Annotated in this window: 15 protein-coding genes and 1 pseudogene; 6 read left to right on the forward strand and 10 right to left on the reverse strand. The window is 70.9% G+C overall.

Translation table 11 applies throughout. The annotated features are described in order from the left end of the window. Position 1: 1 nt before the first annotated feature. Entirely contained in the window at positions 2-658 is a 657-nt protein-coding gene (locus ACFQ7C_RS03365; RefSeq protein ID WP_378897898.1) for a response regulator, read from the reverse strand. Then, entirely contained in the window at positions 655-2301 is a 1647-nt protein-coding gene (locus ACFQ7C_RS03370; RefSeq protein WP_378897901.1) for an ATP-binding protein, read from the reverse strand. Before ACFQ7C_RS03370 ends, ACFQ7C_RS03365 begins: the two co-directional genes overlap by 4 nt. A gap of 180 nt (positions 2302-2481) precedes the next feature. Between ACFQ7C_RS03370 and ACFQ7C_RS03375 the strand changes: the two genes are divergently transcribed. The 3 genes from ACFQ7C_RS03375 (at position 2482) to ACFQ7C_RS03385 (ending at position 5461) form a co-directional block, all read left to right on the forward strand. Further along, positions 2482-4014, forward strand: a complete 1533-nt coding sequence (locus ACFQ7C_RS03375; RefSeq protein ID WP_378897903.1) for a CitMHS family transporter — start codon at positions 2482-2484, stop codon at positions 4012-4014. A gap of 122 nt (positions 4015-4136) precedes the next feature. Further along, positions 4137-4757 (forward strand): hypothetical protein, encoded by a 621-nt coding sequence (locus tag ACFQ7C_RS03380; RefSeq protein ID WP_378897906.1) that lies wholly within the window; start codon positions 4137-4139, stop codon positions 4755-4757. Further along, a complete protein-coding gene (locus tag ACFQ7C_RS03385; RefSeq protein WP_378897908.1) occupies positions 4754-5461 on the forward strand; it encodes an NAD-dependent deacylase in 708 nt (235 codons plus the stop codon). The genes ACFQ7C_RS03380 and ACFQ7C_RS03385 overlap by 4 nt, the downstream gene beginning before the upstream one ends. A gap of 57 nt (positions 5462-5518) precedes the next feature. Here ACFQ7C_RS03385 and ACFQ7C_RS03390 read toward each other — a convergent pair whose 3' ends face one another. The 7 genes from ACFQ7C_RS03390 to ACFQ7C_RS03420 all read right to left on the reverse strand — a co-directional run bounded on the left by ACFQ7C_RS03390 (position 5519) and on the right by ACFQ7C_RS03420 (position 13630). Next, entirely contained in the window at positions 5519-6790 is a 1272-nt protein-coding gene (locus ACFQ7C_RS03390; protein WP_378897910.1) for a sugar ABC transporter permease, read from the reverse strand. Next, a complete protein-coding gene (locus ACFQ7C_RS03395) occupies positions 6787-7596 on the reverse strand; it encodes an ATP-binding cassette domain-containing protein (RefSeq protein WP_378897913.1) in 810 nt (269 codons plus the stop codon). The genes ACFQ7C_RS03390 and ACFQ7C_RS03395 overlap by 4 nt, the downstream gene beginning before the upstream one ends. A gap of 82 nt (positions 7597-7678) precedes the next feature. Continuing rightward, entirely contained in the window at positions 7679-8794 is a 1116-nt protein-coding gene (locus ACFQ7C_RS03400; protein ID WP_378897916.1) for a sugar ABC transporter substrate-binding protein, read from the reverse strand. A 296-nt stretch (positions 8795-9090) separates the two neighbouring features. After that, complete coding sequence (locus ACFQ7C_RS03405; protein WP_378897919.1) at positions 9091-10338, reverse strand: sugar ABC transporter permease; 1248 nt, start codon at positions 10336-10338, stop codon at positions 9091-9093. After that, complete coding sequence (locus ACFQ7C_RS03410; RefSeq protein ID WP_378897921.1) at positions 10335-11270, reverse strand: ATP-binding cassette domain-containing protein; 936 nt, start codon at positions 11268-11270, stop codon at positions 10335-10337. Before ACFQ7C_RS03410 ends, ACFQ7C_RS03405 begins: the two co-directional genes overlap by 4 nt. Positions 11271-11320: 50 nt before the next feature. Beyond that, positions 11321-12418 carry a sugar ABC transporter substrate-binding protein gene (locus tag ACFQ7C_RS03415; RefSeq protein WP_378897923.1) on the reverse strand — a complete coding sequence of 366 codons (1098 nt, stop codon included), beginning with the start codon at positions 12416-12418 and terminating at the stop codon, positions 11321-11323. A 9-nt stretch (positions 12419-12427) separates the two neighbouring features. Further along, the gene (locus ACFQ7C_RS03420) at positions 12428-13630 is read right to left on the reverse strand and encodes an ROK family transcriptional regulator (protein WP_378897926.1); all 1203 of its coding nucleotides are present in this window, start codon (positions 13628-13630) and stop codon (positions 12428-12430) included. 99 nt (positions 13631-13729) lie between these two features. Here ACFQ7C_RS03420 and ACFQ7C_RS03425 point away from each other — a divergent pair. From ACFQ7C_RS03425 to ACFQ7C_RS03435, 3 genes and pseudogenes are all read left to right on the forward strand, one after another. Continuing rightward, positions 13730-14202: pseudogene (locus ACFQ7C_RS03425) on the forward strand (FAD-binding oxidoreductase); the annotation flags it as partial. 21 nt (positions 14203-14223) lie between these two features. Then, the gene (locus ACFQ7C_RS03430) at positions 14224-15114 is read left to right on the forward strand and encodes an FAD-binding oxidoreductase (protein ID WP_378898274.1); all 891 of its coding nucleotides are present in this window, start codon (positions 14224-14226) and stop codon (positions 15112-15114) included. Position 15115: 1 nt separating this feature from the next. After that, a complete protein-coding gene (locus ACFQ7C_RS03435) occupies positions 15116-15943 on the forward strand; it encodes an alpha/beta fold hydrolase (protein WP_378897928.1) in 828 nt (275 codons plus the stop codon). Positions 15944-15988: 45 nt separating this feature from the next. Here the strand turns inward: ACFQ7C_RS03435 and ACFQ7C_RS03440 are convergent, their stop codons facing one another. Continuing rightward, positions 15989-16864, reverse strand: coding sequence for an NYN domain-containing protein (locus ACFQ7C_RS03440; protein WP_378897931.1), 876 nt, complete (start codon positions 16862-16864; stop codon positions 15989-15991). Between the last annotated feature and the right edge of the window lies 1 nt (position 16865).

Consider the following 16865-nt stretch of genomic DNA (forward strand, 5'->3'; position numbering starts at 1 on the left):
CTCAGCGGCGGGCGGCGACGTACCGGTGCTCGGGTCTGCCCGTCGTGCCGTAACGAAGACGCACCTCGACCTGGCCCCGGGCGGCGAGTGTCGCGAGATGACGCTGCGCCGTCGCCCGCGAGATGCCCACGCGGTCGGCGACCTCGGCCGCGGAGGCCTCGTCGTCGCCGAGGCCCTCGAGGATCAGCTGCTCCGTCGCCGAGCGGGCCACGGTCGCGGGCTCGGCGGCACCGTGCAGGATTGTCAGCGCTCGGTCGATCTGCTCCTGCTCGAGCGGACGATCGGTCGTGAGCAGGTTGCGCATGCGGGCATAGCGATCGAGGCGCTCGGCGAGCACGCGGGCGTCGAACGGCTTGGTCAGGTAGGCGAGCGCGCCGGCGCGCAGCGCGCGACGCACGGTCGCCGCATCCGTCGCGGCCGACAGCAGGAACGCGTCGACGTCGGTCCCCGCGACGAACTCGACCCCGTCGCCGTCGGGGAGGAACGCGTCGACGAGCAGCAGGTCGGGAGCCTGGGTGCGCACGGCCTGCCGGGCGACGCCGAGCGAGTGCACGGCGTCGAGCGCGGTGAAACCCGGGCGGGAGGCGACGACGTCGCGGTGCAGACCGGCGACGCGGAAGTCGTCGTCGACGACGAGCACGCGGATGGGCTGGGTCATGGGGTCTCCTCCCCAGAGTGCGCCGCGTCGCGGCGCAGGGCGCCTGGCAGTCGCGCGCCGAACACGGCGCCGGAGCCGTCACCGCCGGCATCGATCAGCCAGACGTCACCGCCATGCCGGCGTGCGAGGTCGCGCGACAGCGGCAGGCCGAAGCCGTGGCCGTGGACGTCGTCCCGGTCGCTCGCGTCGGCTCCGCGGGTGCCGCGACCGAACGGGTCGGCTCCGGCGGGGCGCACGCCGGGGCCGGAGTCGGCGACCGTGACCACGAGCTCGCCGCCGTCGCCGAGCAGCGCGATCTCGACCCATCGGGGTTCGTCGCCGGAGACGGCCGCGGTGACCGCGTTGCCGACGAGGTTGCCGAGGATCGCGGCGACATCCTCCGGGAGCGCCACCTCGCTCAGCAGCAGCGTGTCGTCCGAGATGCGCAGCGTCACCCCGCGCTCGCGGGCCGCCGCACCCGTCGCGCCGAGGATCGACTGGAGGAACGTGTCGGGCACCCGCTCGAGGCCCGCGACCGCGAAGTCGATTGCGCCGCGCTCCGTCAGATCGCCGAGGAACGCACGTGCCTCCTCGACGCGGTCGGCGTCGATCAGCCCTGACGCGACGTGCAGGCGATTGGCGAACTCGTGCCGCTGCACGCGCAGCGCCTCGGTCATGGCGCGCACCGTCTCGAGGCGCCCGGCGAGGGCCTCGACGTCGGTGCGATCGCGCACGACAACGATCTCACCCAGCGCACGGTCGTCGCGGCGGACCGGCCGGGTGTCGAGGTACAGCACGCGGTCCCCGACCACCGCCTCCGCGGCCGTCGCGCCCTCTCGCACCGCGCGGATCACCTCGTCCGGCAGCCCCACATCGTCGAACCGGCGACCGACGGGATCTACGAGCCGCAGCATCCGTTCCGCCGCCTCGTTGCACACACGGACGACGCCGTCGGGATCCAGCGCGACGACGCCGTCGCCGACGCCCTCGAGCACCGCGGCCTGGTTCTGCACGAGCGCCACGAGCTCCTCGGGCTGAAGTCCCAGCGTCAGCCGCTCGAAGCGCCGTCGCAGCAGCAGGGTCGCGAGCGTGGCCAGGGCGACCCCGCCGAGCGCGGCGACTGCGATCGTCGTGAGGAGAGCGGGGAGGTCGTCGAACACGCTCGCGCGCTCGAAGCCGACGCTGACCTCGCCGACCGGCTCGCCCCCGGCCTCGGCATAGATCGGCACCTTCGCCCGCGCCGACTCGCCGAGCGTGCCGACCTCCCAGTCGACGACCTCGTTGCCCTCGAGGACCTCGGCGAAGGGTGTCGAGACCACCTGCCCGAGGAGGTCCTGATTCGGGTGGGCGAGACGGATGCCGTGATCATCGGTGACCACGACGAACAGTGCGTCGGTCCGGTCGGCGACATCCGTCGCGATCTGCTGCAGGGGACCGTCGCGGAGGTCCGCGGCGTCCGGCGTTCCGGGATCCGCCGAGAATTCCGCGACGAGCGACTTCACGTCGGGGTCCTCGGCGACGGTGCGGGCGATGTTGAGCGCGGCAGCCTCGGATTCGGCCCGCAGCTGGCGCACACCCAGCCACCCGAACACCAGCGCGCACACGGCCACGACGGCGGTGACCGTCGCGAGCTGCACCAGCAGCAGCCGTGTCGCGAAGCGCATGCCACCTCCCGGGGCGTGTGAGCGGGTGCGCGTGAGCATAATGCGCAGAACACACGCTACGCGCACAACGTGAGGGAATGCGACTTACCGCGCGCCGGGGCCCCGCCGCGCCCTAGCCTCTCTCGAACGCACCGCGATCGGTGCGCGAGACCTGACGCACCTTACGACGAAGGAGTCGACATGAACGCGGCAGCACCGTTCCTCCTCCAGGCCGCCGAGGCCGACGACGGCTACGCGACGGCCTTCGTCCCGCCCGAATGGGTGCTGGTGGCCCTCGGCTTCACGATGGTCCTCGTCTTCATGGCGCTCATCATGACGCGAAGGCTCACACCGATGGTCGCGCTCATCATCGTGCCCACCGTCTTCGGGCTCTTCGCCGGCGCGGGGCTCGGCCTCGGCGACATGATCATCGACGCCATCGGCAGCATGGCGCCGACGGCCGCGCTGCTCATGTTCGCGATCATGTACTTCGGCATCATGATCGACGTCGGCCTGTTCGACCCGCTCATCCGCGCGATCACGCGACTGCTCGGCGACGACCCCGCGAAGGTCGTGCTCGGCACCGCGATCCTCGCCGGAGCGGTCTCGCTCGACGGCGACGGGTCGACGACGTTCATCATCACGACGTCCGCCATGCTCCCGATCTACCTTCGCCTGGGCATGAGCCCCGTCGTGCTCACGTGCGTCGCGGGCCTCATGAACGGCACGCTCAACATCGTGCCGTGGGGCGGCCCGACCGTGCGCGCCGCCACCGCGCTCGGCCTGCAGCCCACCGACATCTTCGTGCCGATGCTCCCGTCCCTCGCGGCCGGCATCGTCATCGCGCTGACCTTCGCCTGGTTCCTCGGCCTCTCCGAGCGCAAGCGCATCGGCAACGTCGACACTTCGCGGCTCGGCGACGACGGCTCGCTCGCCGGTCCCCGCATCTTCCGCGGCTCCGACTCGAAGCCCGGCGCCCGTGCGACGCTGCGCACCGGCAACATCGTGACGCTCGCCGGCGGACACGGCGGCGTGCCCGCGGCGACGGCGGTCGTCGACCGCGAGGACACGGCGATGGCCGACACCATGCTCGACCCGAACCGTGCGACGCTGCGGCCGAAGCTGATCTGGTTCAACCTGGTGCTCACGCTCGCGGTCATGGTGCTGCTCGTGCTCGACATCTTCCCGCTCGCGTACGTCTTCATGGTGGGCGCCGCGATCGCGCTGGTGGTCAATTTCCCGAAGCTCAAGAGCCAGGCCGACGAGATCGTCGCCCACGCCCCGAGCATCGTCGGCGTCGTGTCGATGGTCCTCGCGGCCGGTGTGCTCGTCGGCGTGCTGAACGGCACCGGCATGGTCGATGCCATGGCCACCTGGATCACGACGGTGATCCCCGCCTCGCTCGGCCCGTTCCTCGCCGTCATCACGGGCATCCTGTCGATCCCGTTCACCTTCTTCATGTCGAACGACGCGTTCTACTACGGCATCCTCCCGGTGCTCGCGCAGAGCGCCGAGCACTTCGGCATCGCCCCGGTAGAGATGGCGCGCGCCTCGATCACCGGCCAGCCGGTGCACCTGCAGAGCCCGCTCGTGCCCGCGATCCTGCTGCTGGTGTCGCTCGCAAGCGTCAATCTGGGCGACCACCACAAGAAGGTGCTGTGGCGGGCCACCATCGTGTCGCTCGCGATGCTCGCGGTGGGAGTGCTGGTCGGCGCGATCCCGCTCATGGCGTGACCTGAGCCCACACTCCCTCTCCGCGAGACTCCAACGGAGCGCCGAGACTGCAGGCAGCGCCTGCAGTCTCGGCGCTCCGATGACGTCTCGCGGTCGTTCGGGGCCGAACGTAGGATTTCGCCATGACCAAGGGACCGGCGCCCGACGCCTCCTACGAGAACCGCAGCTTCGGGGCGCCCGGCGCGGACCGCACCGTCGTCCTGCTCCGCTCGGGGGTCTCGACGCTCTCGGATCCGCGGCCCGACGTCACCGCGCGGCGCGACGCGAGGATCGTCGCGGTGGGGCTCACGGTCGACGACATCGACGATCCCGCGGCGTACCGGGGCGCGACCCCGGCGGAGGCGACCGCGACCGTCATCGCACGATTCATCGCCGAGGAAGCACACGGGCGCCCGGTGGGCCTCGTGGGAGTGGGCGAGGCCGGGGAGCTCGCGATCATGATCGCGGCGCACCTCGGCGAGGGCGTCGACCGGCTGGCGCTCGTCGCCGTTCCCCGGCCGGAGTCCGAGCTCGGCGCGAGCGAGGTCGCCGAGGTCCTCGACCGCATCGCTGCGAAGACGCTCCTCATGAACGGCCAGGCAGACCCGATGGCCGCCTCCGGCGCCGCCCGCTGGTTCAAGGATCACCTGGCGTCGGCCCGGGTCGAGATGGTGCCGAAGACGGACGCCCTCGAGGCGCGGCTGATCCTCGCGGACGTGTGGGAGCGCGTGCTGTCGCACGTCGCGCCCGGCACCGTGCGATGAACCGCATCGTCGTGCTCACCGGGGCCGGCATCTCGGCCGAGAGCGGTGTGCCCACGTTCCGCGGCGCCGACGGTCTCTGGGAGGGGCACGACATCGACGACGTCGCGACGCCGGAGGGATTCGAGCGCGACCCCGACCTCGTTCAGGCGTTCTATGACGCGCGACGCCGGGCCGTGGCATCCGTGTCTCCGAACGCTGCCCACCGCGCGCTCGCCCGCCTCGAGGGCGCGATCGGCGACGACCTGCTCGTCGTCACGCAGAACGTCGACGACCTGCACGAGCGTGCCGGCAGCCGCAACCTCGTGCACATGCACGGCGAGCTGCGGCGCGCGCTCTGCCTCGCGTGCGGATCCCGGCCGGATTGGGACGCCGACCTCATCGACCGCCCCGCATGCCCGGAATGCGGAGAACGGATGCTGCGCCCCGACGTGGTCTGGTTCGGCGAGATGCCGTACGAGCTCGACCGCATCGAGCAGGCGGTCGTCGCGTGCGACGTGTTCGTCTCGATCGGCACGTCGGGGGAGGTGCACCCGGCCGCGGGCTACGTCGCGCTCGCCGCCGCCTTCGGCGCCCGCACCGTGGAGCTCAACCTCGAGCCCAGCGACCCGCCCGTTCCGTTCGACGACGCACGCGCCGGCCGCGCGGGCGAGCTCGTGCCGGCGTGGGTGGAGGAGACGATCGCGCTGCGTGCGCCACGGGGATGACAGACGAAGGCGCCGGACGGATGCTGCCGCCCGGCGCCTTCGCGCTGCTGGATGCCGCTAGACCCTGCCTCCGCCGGAGCGCAGTCGCGAGAGGGCGTCCACGGTCGCAGCGAGGATCAGCACACCACCTGTGATGAGCAGGTTGAATCCCGCGGGGAGCTTGAGCAGACCGAGTCCGTTCGTGATCACCGCGATGACCAGCGCACCGATGGCGGCGTGCATGAGCCGGCCTCGTCCGCCGAAGAGGCTGACGCCGCCGACGACGGCTGCGGCTACTCCACTCAGGACGATGTCACGGCCGACGGTCGCGTCCACCGAGCCGACCCGCGAGACGCTCAGCAGGGCGGCGAGCACGGCGAGACTCGAACAGACGACGAACGCCCACCACTTGATCCAGCGCACCTTGACGCCCGAACGGCGAGCGGCCTCGGCATTGCCGCCGATCGCGTAGATGTAGCGGCCGAACCGCGAGCGGTCGAGAACGAAAGTGCCGATCCACAGGATGAGGAGGACCAGCGGGACCACGATGGGCACGCCGCTCACCTCGACCACGGACTGGCCGCGGTTCTGGTTGAGGACGTACACCGCGCCACCGCCGAGGACCGCGATGACCGCCAGCTTGATGAACACCAGCGAGATCGCGCGGTTGGGGACGCCGGCCCGCGAGCGACGCCGCCGATCCCAGAACGACGTGCCGGCCGAGATCAGCAGCATGATCGCGAGCATCGCCCAGCCGCCCCACACGGGCAGGTTCTCGCTCTGGATCGCCCGCAGCTCGGGGATCTGAAGGCGGTAGAGGCCGCCGGGCCCGATGATGACCAGGGCGAGGCCCTGGAATCCGAGGAACAAGCCCAACGTCACGACGAACGATGGGATTCCGACCCTCGCGACGAAGAAGCCGATGGTCGCGCCGGTGAGGAAGCCGAAGCCGAATCCGATCAGCAGAGCGAGAGGCCAGGGAAGCCCCCACACCGCGTTGAGCACGACGAACAGCGCCATGCCGACACCGCCGGTCACGCCCGCGGACAGGTCGATCTCGCCGAGCAGCAGTACGAAGACGAGCGCCATGCCCAGCACGACGAGCGAGGCGGCCTGGTTCAGCAGGTTCGCGAAGTTGCGCTCGGTGAGGAAGAACGGGCTGAGGATGCTGAACAGCACCACCAGCACGACGAGGCCGCCGACTGCGGGGAGTGCGCCCATGTCGCCGCCCCGGATGCGCTGCCACCACGCGGTGATCTGGTCGCCGAGCCCGCCCTCGACGCCACTGCCGATGAGGTCGCTGGCAACCGGGTCCGGTGAGGCCTCGGTGCGAGGGGCGTTGATGGTCATGACAGGTCTCCCTCGATGGCGATGGTGTTCGTGCCGATGATCTCCACTCCGCCGAGCGTCTTCGTGCCCGTGATGTAGCCCACGACGTCGTCGCGGGTCGTGTCCTTCGCGTCGATCTGCGCGACCATCTGGCCGAGGTAGAGGACGGCGATGTCGTCCGCGACGGCGAAGACGTCGGCGAGGTTGTGGCTGATGAGGATCACGGCGACGCCCTGGTCGGCGAGGCGGCGCACGAGATTGAGCACCTGCTCGGTCTGGGCGACGCCCAGCGCCGCAGTCGGCTCGTCGAGGATGACCACTCGGGCCTTCTTCAGCACTGCGCGCGCGATGGCGACGGTCTGCCGCTGGCCACCGGACAGGGAGGAGACCTTCTGGCGCACCGACTTCACGGTGCGCACCGACAGGGAGCGGAGGGTGTCGGAGGCCTCCCTCTCCATCAGGCCCTCGTCGAACGTGCCGAACGACAGTTCCTCGCGGCCGAGGAACATGTTCTGGACGATGTCGAGGTTGTCGCACAGGGCGAGGTCCTGGTAGACGACCTCGATGCCCAGCCCCGACGCGTCGCGCGGGGCGTGCAGGTCGCGGTGGGTGCCGTCGATGAGGACTTCGCCCTCGTCGTAGGGCTGCACTCCGGCCAGCCCCTTGATGAGGGTGGACTTGCCGGCGCCGTTGTCGCCGACCAGCGCGGTGACCTTGCCGGGCCGCACCTTGAGGTCGACGCCCTTGAGCACGCTCACGGGGCCGAAGGACTTCTTGACGCCGACGAGCTCGATGATCGGCTCGGCGGCGGTGGTCATTTCTGGCATCTTCGCTTCCTTGCGATTGGTCCGCACACGGGATGAATCGGGGCGCCACGTCACGTGAACGTGGCGCCCCTCATCAGATGGTTTACTCCGTGACGCCGTATTCCGCGCACAGGTCGGCGAGGTTCACCTCGGTCGACGGGTCCGTGATGCTCGGGATGGTGCCGGTGCACAGCTCGTCGAACGTCGCGTAGCCGCCGGCGGCGACGACGTCCTTGACCTTGTCGGGTCCGACCAGCTGCGGCGTGACCTGGATGTACGGGGTTCCGTCCTCCAGCTCCGCGTCGGCCGACGGGGTCTCACCGTTGAGGAGGGCGACGGCGAGCTCGACCGCGGCGTCCGCCTCGTCCTTCACCGGCTTCCACACCGTCGCGGTCTGCCAACCGCCGAGGATGTTCTGCAGACCCGCCACGTTGGCGTCCTGGCCGGAGACGGCCACGCCCGTCAGACTGTTGTCCTGCAGGACCGTGATGACGCCGGCCGCGTTGGTGTCGTTGGCCGCCCACACACCGTCGACCTGGCCGCTGAGGCTGGTCAGAGCGTTCTCGAAGTTGGTCTGCGAGATGTCCTGGTCCCACGCGCCGTCGGGCTCGGCCGCCGGGGTGACTCCCGCCTCCGACAACACCTCATCGGCGCCGTCATGGAACATCTTGGCGTTGCCGTCTGCCGGGTCGCCGCCGATGTAGACGACCGTCGCGTCAGCGGGCGCGACGCCCGCTGCCTCGAGCCCGTCGAGCACGGTCTGCCCCTGCAGGCGACCGACCTCCTCGTTGTCGAACGAGACGTAGTAGTCGGCGCCGTCGAACGGACGGTCGTACGCGATGACCGGGATCCCCTCAGCCTTGGCCTTCTCGCCGACTGCGACCGCAGCACCCTGCAGATCGACGAGCAGCATCACACCGCAGCCCTGGGTGAGCTGCTGGTCGGCGATCGTCGCGTACTTCTCTTTGTCGTTCTGAGCGTTCTGGATGTCGGCCTCGAAGCCGGCGGCCTCCAGACCCTCCTGCAGGAACGGGCGGTCCAGGTTCTCCCAGCGCGGCGACGAGGCCGCGTCGGGCAGGATCACGCAGGCGCGGCTGGCTGCGTCGCCGCCGCCTTCGGTGGAGCCACCGTTGTCGCCCCCGCCGCCGGCACAGCCGGCCAGCATCACCGCGGCGGCGCCCGAGAGGGCGACCGCGGCAAGGATCGAAGACTTCTTCATCATTCGCCTTTCGTCGTTGAAGCGAGCGAGTCCCAGGATCGTCCCTGGCGTTCATCGCGCTGAAGCGATCATCGACGACACAGATTCTTATCGTCAAGTCTTGAACGTAACGCTTTGGCAACGCCGGGGACTGCTGGCGACGGATGCTGTCGCTTCGCGGTTCGAGACAGCGCTTACCGTGCAGAGTGCCGGTCCGGCAGGGCAAGAACGGGCAATTCGCCAAGGCCTCGCATACTGTCAGCCTGGGCGCTCGCTGTGAGTGTTCGCCAAGTGAAGCCAGGCGGGGATCGGCGGCGTCAGGCGCGACCGGTCGCCGCGCGCGTGCGGCGCGACAGCGAGTCGACGATCACCGCGAGCACGAGCACGACGCCGGTGACCATGAACTGCACATACGAGTCGAGGGCGAGAAGCGTCAGACCCGACGAGATCGACTGGATGACCACGATGCCGATCAGGGCCGAGAAGGCCGATCCGCGCCCGCCGAACAGGCTCGTCCCGCCGATCACGGCGGCGGCGATCGCGTTGAGATTCACGTCCCCGGTTCCCGAGCTCTGGTTCGCGGATGCCAGCCGGGCGGCAGCGAGGATGCCGCCCACCGCGGCGAGCGTGGAGCACATCGCGAAGACGGAGAGGTAGATGCGATCCACCCGGATGCCCGCGCGCCGGGCCGCCTCGACGGACCCGCCGACCGCGTAGACCGAGCGGCCCCACCGGGTGCGCGTGAGGGCGAAGTTCATCGCGACCACGAGGGCGAGGAAGAACAGGAACATCACGCCGACGCCCCGGTACAGATTCAGGTACCACGTCGCGACGAGCAGGAATACGAGCAGCACCGAGCTCCGGACCGCGATCTCGGCGTAGCCCTGACTCACCAGGTTCGCCGCCGCGCGCCGTCGCGCCCGTCGGACGAGCGACCACGCGAACGCGCCCACGGCGAGCACCGCCACCACGTAGGAAGCCCACGCGGGGAGGAACATCTGCTGCGCGAACTGCACGAGCCACGAGTCGAACGGGATCGCGATCGACCCGGTCTCACCGAGCACCCACAGCTGCAGCCCGAGGAAGCCGAGCAGACCCGCGAGTGTGATGACGAAGCTCGGCAGCCCGAACCTCGTGTAGAGGAAGCCGTAGAGCAGTCCGACGAGGCAGCCGATCGTGATGGCCGCGATCAGCGACAGCACGACGTTCCACTGCAGCTGCACGAAGGTCACGGCCAGCACGGCCGCCGCGAGGCCCGACACCGAGCCGACGGAGAGGTCGATCTCGCCCACCAGGAGCACAAGCACGACGCCGAGCGCGATGGTGCCGATGGCCGCACACTGCATCGTGAGGTTGACGAGGTTCTCACTCGACAGGAACACAGGGTTCAGCAGCTGGAACACCGTCCAGATGACCGCGATGCCCAGCACGACGGGGAGTGCCCCCAGATCGCCCCCGCGCACGCGCGTCACGAACGCCTCGAGCGCGTGACGGATGCCGCTGCCGCTCAGGAGCCGCTCCTCCGCGGCGGTGTCGGCGAGCCGCTCGTCCCCGGGGAGGCTCATCGGGTCCCGTCCCCGCGGGGACGGGGCGTGCGGCGAGAGCCGGCGCGGGGCATGCGGATGACCGTTCCGCCTGCGGTGTGTTCGTCGAGCGGCGGCTCGTCGAGCGGTGGGCCGACCGGCGACGGCGGGGGCGCAGCATCCGCCCGCTCCGGTGCGCGTCGCGCAGGCGAGTGGTCGACCGCACCGGTGATGGCGGCGATGAGCGTCTCGCTGGTCACGTCGGCGACGTTGTAGATGCCGTTGTTGCGGCCCAGTCGCAGCACGACGACGCGGTCGGCGACTGCCATCACGTCGGCCATGTTGTGGCTGATGAGGATGACGCCGTGACCGCGCTCGCGCAGGCGCTCGATGAGGTTGAGCACCTCGGCGGTCTGCGCCACGCCCAGCGCCGCGGTCGGCTCGTCGAGGATCACGACCCGCGGCTCGCCGATGAGGGAGCGGGCGATCGCCACGGTCTGGCGCTGTCCGCCCGAGAGCGAGGCGACCGGAACGCGCACCGACGGGATCTTCGCCGACAGCTCGCGCAGCAGGGTCCATGTGCGCTGCTCCATGTCGACCTCGTCGAGCGTTGCGCCGTCGCGGAGCTCCCGCCCGAGCCAGAGGTTCGCCACCACGTCGAGGTTGTCGCACAGGGCGAGGTCCTGGAAGATCGTCTCGATCCCGAGCTCCTGCGCGTCGGCGGGGGAGTCGATCCCCACCGGCTCGCCGTCGAACTCGATGGATCCGCTGTCGGGCGGATGCACGCCGGCGAGCACCTTGACGAGGGTCGACTTGCCGGCGCCGTTGTCGCCGACGAGGGCGACGACCTCGCCCTCGTTGACCCAGAAGTCGACGTCTGTCAGCGCCTTGACGGCGCCGAAGCGCTTGCCGATGCCGCGCATCGTCAGCACGCGTTCGCGCGGGCGTCCCGCCCGCGGGTGCGTCATCGACATCCTCGCCTCGTCTTCATCGATCCCCGCCGACCCCTGTCAGAGTCAGGACCCTACCTGATGCCCGCCGCGTCGCACGCATCCGCGTACGCGGGGGTGCAGATGTCTTCGACAGTCCAGAACCCGTCGGCGACGACGGTGTCCATGATGTCGTCGATCGTCACGGCCACCGGATCGAGGAGCGTAGCCGGCGTCCCCTCGATCTCGAGGGGAGCGGTGACCTCCTCGCCGCGCAGGAGCGTGACCGCGACCTCCGCCGCGAGCTCTGCTTGCGGCTTGATCGCCTTGTAGACGGTCATGTACTGGTCACCGGTGAGGATCCGCTGGATCGCCGAGAGCTCGGCATCCTGTCCCGTCACGATCGGGAGCGGATCCACGTTCGCCACGCGCAGCGCCGCGATCGCGCCGCCCGCCGTCGCGTCGTTGGCGGCGTAGACGCCCGCGATCGCGTCGCCGTGCTGCGCGATCTGGCCCGACACCCATTCCTGCGCCTTCTCCGGGTTCCAGCCGGGGGTGTCGTATTCGGCGAGCACGCGCAGGCCGCTGTCGTCGATGATGCTGTGGGCGCCCCGCTTGAACAGGGCGGCGTTGCTGTCGGTGGGGGAGCCGTTCACCAGCAGGATGCCGCTGCCCTCGTCCGCCGCCTGCACACCCTCTACGAACGCCGTGGCCTGCAGCATGCCGACCTTCTCGTTGTCGAAGGAGATGTAGTACGCCAGGTCGCCGCCGGCGATGAGCCGGTCGTACGAGATGACCGGCACGCCCTTCGCGTTCGCCGAGGTCACGATGCTGACGGCGGCGTTCGCGTCCACGGGGTCGAGCACGAGCACGCCGGCGCCGGCGGCGAGCGCCGACTCGGCCTGCTGCTGCTGCTTGGCGGCGTCCTGATCGGCGTTGGCGTAGAGCACCCGGTAGTCGCCGAGCTCGTCGACCCGCGCCTCGAACATCGGCCGGTCGAACGTCTCGTAGCGCGCGGTCTTCGCATCGGGCAGCAGCAGGGCGATCGTGTCGTCGGACGGGGTGCCGCCCGGGCCGGCTGTGCCGGAGCAGGCCGACAGCAGCGCACCGGCGGCGAGGAGAACCGATGCCGCCGCCACCGCGCGACGCCGACTCGGGCGCCGTCGCGGCCGATCGGGGCGCGTACGGGGCATCGGACGAGCCTATGCGGTGATGGGCAGCGAAGGAGCCGTCGGAAGCTGGGCGTCGACCGTGACATGGTCGAGGGCGATCGCGATGGCGCCGCGCGTCTCGGCCCACTCGCCGAACGAGGCGCCCACGATCTCGGGCAGGCCGTCGGCCGACGCGAGCGCGGTGCGCTCGAGGGAATGCCGCATCGGAGCCATGAGGATCTCGCCGGCCTGGCCGAGCTCGCCCCCGACGACGATGAGCTCGGGGTCGAAGAGGTTGCACAGGCTTGCGGCGGCGATGCCGATGTGGCGTCCGGCGTCGGCGATCACCCGTCGGGCTGCGCCGTCGCCGGCCTCGGCCGCGTGCAGCAGGTCGCCGAGGCGGTGCATGCCCTCGCTCGGCGGGAAGAGGGACAGCAGGGCGGGTCCGCCGGCGTAGGTCTCGAGGCATCCGCGGTTGCTGCAGCGGCAGATGGGGCCGTTCTCGTCGAGCGTGACGTGGCCGATCTGGCCCGCCTTGCCGTTGACGCCGCGGAACAGGTCGCCGTTCACGACGAGCCCCGCGCTGATGGTGTGCCCGACGCGGATGAACACCGACGACGCGGCCGAGCGGCCGTTGCCCTCGCGCGCTTCGGCGAGTCCGCCGAGGTTCGCCTCGCTGTCGACGTGCACCGGGCGCCCGATGCGGATCGCGAGGCTCTCGGCGACGTCGACGTTCTCCCAGCCGCGCAGCAGCCCGGGGGTCGACACCATGCCGGTGCGGGGGTCGATCGGCGCCGGGAGCGCGAGCCCGACGCCGAGGAGGTCGGCGATGGATCCGCCGAGCGACTCCATCATGTCGCCGAGGAGCAGCGCGAGACGATCGAGCTCGGAGTCGTGGCGGTGGTCGAGGGGGAGCGGCAGCGACGACTGCGTCACGATCGTGCGCGCGGTGTCGGCGATCGCGATGTGCAGGTGCCGCGAGCTGTAGTGGACGCCGGCCACGAGGCCGAGGCGGCGGGCGAGCGACACGAGCGTCGCACGGCGTCCGCTGCTGGTCGTGAAAGAGGTGTGGAGCAGGCCCGAGGCGGTCAGCTCCTTGACGATGTTCGACACCGTCGCGGGCGACAGCCCCGTGCTGCCGGCGAGTTCGATCTGGGTGAGCCGGCCGTGGCGCTTGAGGGACTCGATGACGCGCGCGCGATTCGCCTCGCGCAGCGAGGTCTGCGAGCCCGGCGGGGCGTTACGGCGTGCCACAGGTCACACTGTATCCCACCGCTGATTTCCCAGGTCGGCTGTGGGTTCAGGCAGCACCGCGGACCGGCCGCGCGCGGCACGCACTAGCATCGGTACGCCATGCACATCGTCGTCGAGGCCCTCCGCGCCGCCCTGCCGCCACACGCCGTCGTCACGGATGCCGCCACGCGCGAGCGATTGAGCCACGACGACGCCGAATGGGCGGACTTCGGGCTGCCCGCCGCCGTCGTGTTCGCGTCGTCGCTCGACGACGTCGTCGCGACCGTCCGCGTCGCGGCGGCCCACGGCGTGCCGATCGTCGCGCGCGGCGCCGGCACCGGGCTGTCCGGAGGGGCGAACGCGACGAGCGGATGCCTCGTCCTCTCGCTCGAGCGCATGACGAGGATCGTCGAGGTGAACGTCGCCGAACGGTACGCGGTGGTCGAGGCGGGCGTGCTCAACGACGACCTGCGGAAGCATGTCGCGCCGGCCGGGCTCTGGTATCCGCCGGACCCGCGAGCCAGGCGATCTCGACGATCGGCGGCAACGTCGCCACCAACGCCGGCGGCATCTGCTGCGTCAAATACGGCGTGACGCGCGACTACGTCCTCGGCATGACCGTCGTGCTCGCCGACGGCAGCGCGGCGAAGCTCGGCCGCACGACGGCCAAGGGCGTCACCGGCTACGACCTCGCCGGGCTCTTCGTCGGCTCGGAGGGCACGCTCGGCATCATCGTCGACGTGACGCTGAAGCTCCGGCCGCTCGGCGGCCGCGAGGAGCGCGCTGTCGTCGGCTACTTCCGCACGCTGACGGATGCCGGCCGCGCGGTCGCCGCCGTCACCGAGGCGGGGATCGTGCCCTCGGCGCTGGAGCTGATCGACCGCACCTGCCTGCACGCGGTCGCCGAATGGCAGGGCTGGGACCTGCCGGAAGAGGCGTACGCCCTGCTGCTCGCCAAGGTCGACGAGCCCGGCGCGCGGGGAGAGGAGCTGGCCGCGGCGATCGCCGGGATCTTCCGCTCGGCGGGCGGCAGCCGCGTCGAGCGCGCGGCCGAGCCCGCCGAGGTCGACCGGCTGTTCACCGCTCGGCGCCTCGCCTACCCGGCGCTCGAACGGCTCGGTCCTGTGCTGACCGAGGACGTCTGCGTGCCGCGTGCCGCCGTACCCGAGATGCTGTCGCGCATCGAGGCGGCGGCCGATGCAGCCGGCGTCGTGATCGCGAACATCGCCCACGCGGGCGACGGCAATCTCCATCCGCTGATCATCGCGCCGGAGGGCGACGACGACGCGAAAGCGCGCGCGAAGGCCGCGTTCGACCGCATCGTCGACGACTGCCGCGCGCTCGGCGGAACGGTGACCGGTGAGCACGGCGTCGGCCTGCTGAAGCTCCCGGGCGCCGCGGAGGAGCTCAGCCCCACGGTGCTGCGCCTGCATCGGGCCATCAAGGATGCCCTCGAACCCGCCGCGATCCTCAACCCCGGCAAGGCCTTCCCGAACGGAGAGTGAGATGCCCTCGATCCACGCCGACGACGGTGTCCGGCTGGAGTACGCGGAGTCCGGAGATCCGTCGGGTCGCCCGGTGGTGCTGCTCGCCGGGTTCAAGGCGGCCGCGTCCAGCTGGCTGTACCAGGTGCCCGCCCTGGAGCGCGCGGGGTATCGAGTGCTGGGGGTCGACCTGCGGGGGCACGGTGGCGCCGAGCGACCGGCATCCGGTGTCGACATGGCCCGCCGCGGAGGCGACGTGCGCGCCGTGCTCGACCACCTCGACCTGCGTGATGCCGTGCTCGTCGGCGGTTCGATGGGCGCGAGCACGATCTGGTCGTACCTGTCGCAGGAGGGCGCGGACCGGGTGGCGGCGGTGGTGAGCGTCGACCAGACGCCGAAGATGCTCAACACCGCGGACTGGCCGCACGGGTTCTACGGCTACACCGCGCAGAATCTCGACACGTATTTCGCCGCGGGGATCCCCGACACCGGGCAGGGCACGCCGCTCCTGCGTCGGGGAGCGCGGCTCGTCCGCCTGCTCCGCGCGATGAAGGGCGCCGAGCGCGAGTTCACGCCGGGCGAGCTCGCCCTGCTGAACGACCATGCGAAGGCGGACTGGCGACCGGTGATCGCGGCGGCCGAGGTGCCCGTGCTGTTCGTGGCCGGCGCCGAGAGCGAGTTCTGGCCGAGCTCCCACGCGGCGGCCTCCGCCGCCCTCGCGCCCCGTGGCGAGTCGGCCGTGATCGGCCGCGACGGGCACGCCGCGAACATCGAGCAGCCGAAGGCCTTCAACGCCGGTCTGCTCGAGTTCCTCGCCCGCGTCGCCCCGTCTGGAGCCGCGAGAGGGTAGATCTCCACACGGCGCGCGTGCGGGAATCCACCCTCTCGCGGTTCCTCAGCGCCGGTCGGCGGCGAGGCGGATGAGCACGATGTTGCCTGACTCGTCGACTTCGGCGACGCCCGGGTGGGCCTTCACGAACTCGGAGAAGCTCTTGTGGCCGAGCGCTTTCTCGCTGAACGACGGGTCGAGGCGCTTGATGAGGCTCTTCACGGCCGACGCGTGCTGCCACTCCACCCCCTCCTTGTCGCTCTCGAGGCGCAGCGCGCGCTCGAGCAGCGACTCGGTCGGATCGACAGCGGTCTTCTTCGCGCGCCGGCCCGCCGGTGAGCGCGGGGGCGCAGCATCCTTCTTCCCCGCCGGCGGAGCCGCGACGCCCGGGAGCGCGTCGTACGAGTCGAACTGGTCGCACGCCGCGGCGAGGGACTTGGCGGTCGACCCCGCGACGCCGACACCGACCACGAAACGCCCGAGGCGACGGCAGCGCTGGGCGAGCGGCACGTAGTCGGAGTCGCCGGCGACGATCACCACGTGCGTCAGGTCGGGCAGGCGGAACATGTCTTCCACCGCGTCGACGGCGAGGCGGATGTCGGCGCCGTTCTTCGCATAGGCCGCGGCGGGGAAGAGCTGCACGAGGTCGACGGCGCGCGCCACCAGCTGCGACCGGTACTCGGCGTTGACCGGCGCCGACCAGTCCGCGTACGCCCGGGTGAGCACGAGGGTGCCGAACGACGTCGCGTAGTCGATGATCGCGCCGACATCGACCGTCGCGGCCGCGAGGCGCTCGGCGATCTCGGGGTTCGCCGCATCCGTCGCGATCTTCTGGCGGTCGCGCGAGTACGAGTTCTTGCCGTGGACGCGGTCGTACCACGACATCACGATGTTGTCGAAGTCCAGGTACACCGCCACGCGCGGGCTCAGCAGGTCGGGCATG

The organism is Microbacterium sp. NPDC056569 (genome assembly GCF_042793475.1).
GTDB lineage: Bacteria > Actinomycetota > Actinomycetes > Actinomycetales > Microbacteriaceae > Microbacterium.